Source organism: Telluribacter humicola (assembly GCF_017355935.1).
GTDB classification, from domain to species: domain Bacteria; phylum Bacteroidota; class Bacteroidia; order Cytophagales; family Spirosomataceae; genus Telluribacter; species Telluribacter humicola.
Genome location: NZ_JAFIQT010000023.1, coordinates 1 through 560 on the forward strand (window position 1 = coordinate 1; position 560 = coordinate 560).

General features: G+C 52.7%; 1 pseudogene. It reads right to left on the reverse strand.

Annotated elements, in window-relative coordinates:
* Positions 1 to 560, reverse strand: a pseudogene (locus tag JUB14_RS27610) (efflux RND transporter permease subunit); the annotation flags it as partial.

Here is a 560-nt window from a genome sequence, read left to right on the forward strand (position 1 = left end):
GGATCACCTCCGCGGTACGACTGGTAGAAAAACTTGATGGCCTCCACCAGCGAGAGTGGCCGGGTGATTTCGGGGTACTTCTCAAATTCGCGCTGCATGACGCGGATCTTGGTCAGTGTCCGTGGGTCCAGTACTCCCCCCGGACGCTGAGTATCGATGGCTACCTCAAAGGGCATAACACCTTTAAAGTGCTTTTCGAAGAATTTCAGATCGGTAAAGATGGGGTCGTTTTGCGGCAGGTCATCTACCACATAGCCCACCGCGGTGATGCGGGTCATGCCATAAAGAGAGGTTAGCACCAGTAGGCTTACCAGGGTATATATAACAGGCCGTCTATCCCGTACGATACTCCCAACCAGCGACAGGAAGGCATTGATCCGGCGCGATTCCAGGTGCCCCATCTGGCGCGCTGAAGGGGGAGGGAGTATGCTGAAAATAATAGGAATCATGATCATGGACAGGGCGTAGGTAATCATGACCGACAAGGATGATACCAACCCAAATTCAGACAGGAAGGCACTACCGGTGAAGCAGAATACACCAAAGCCAATGAAGGTAGT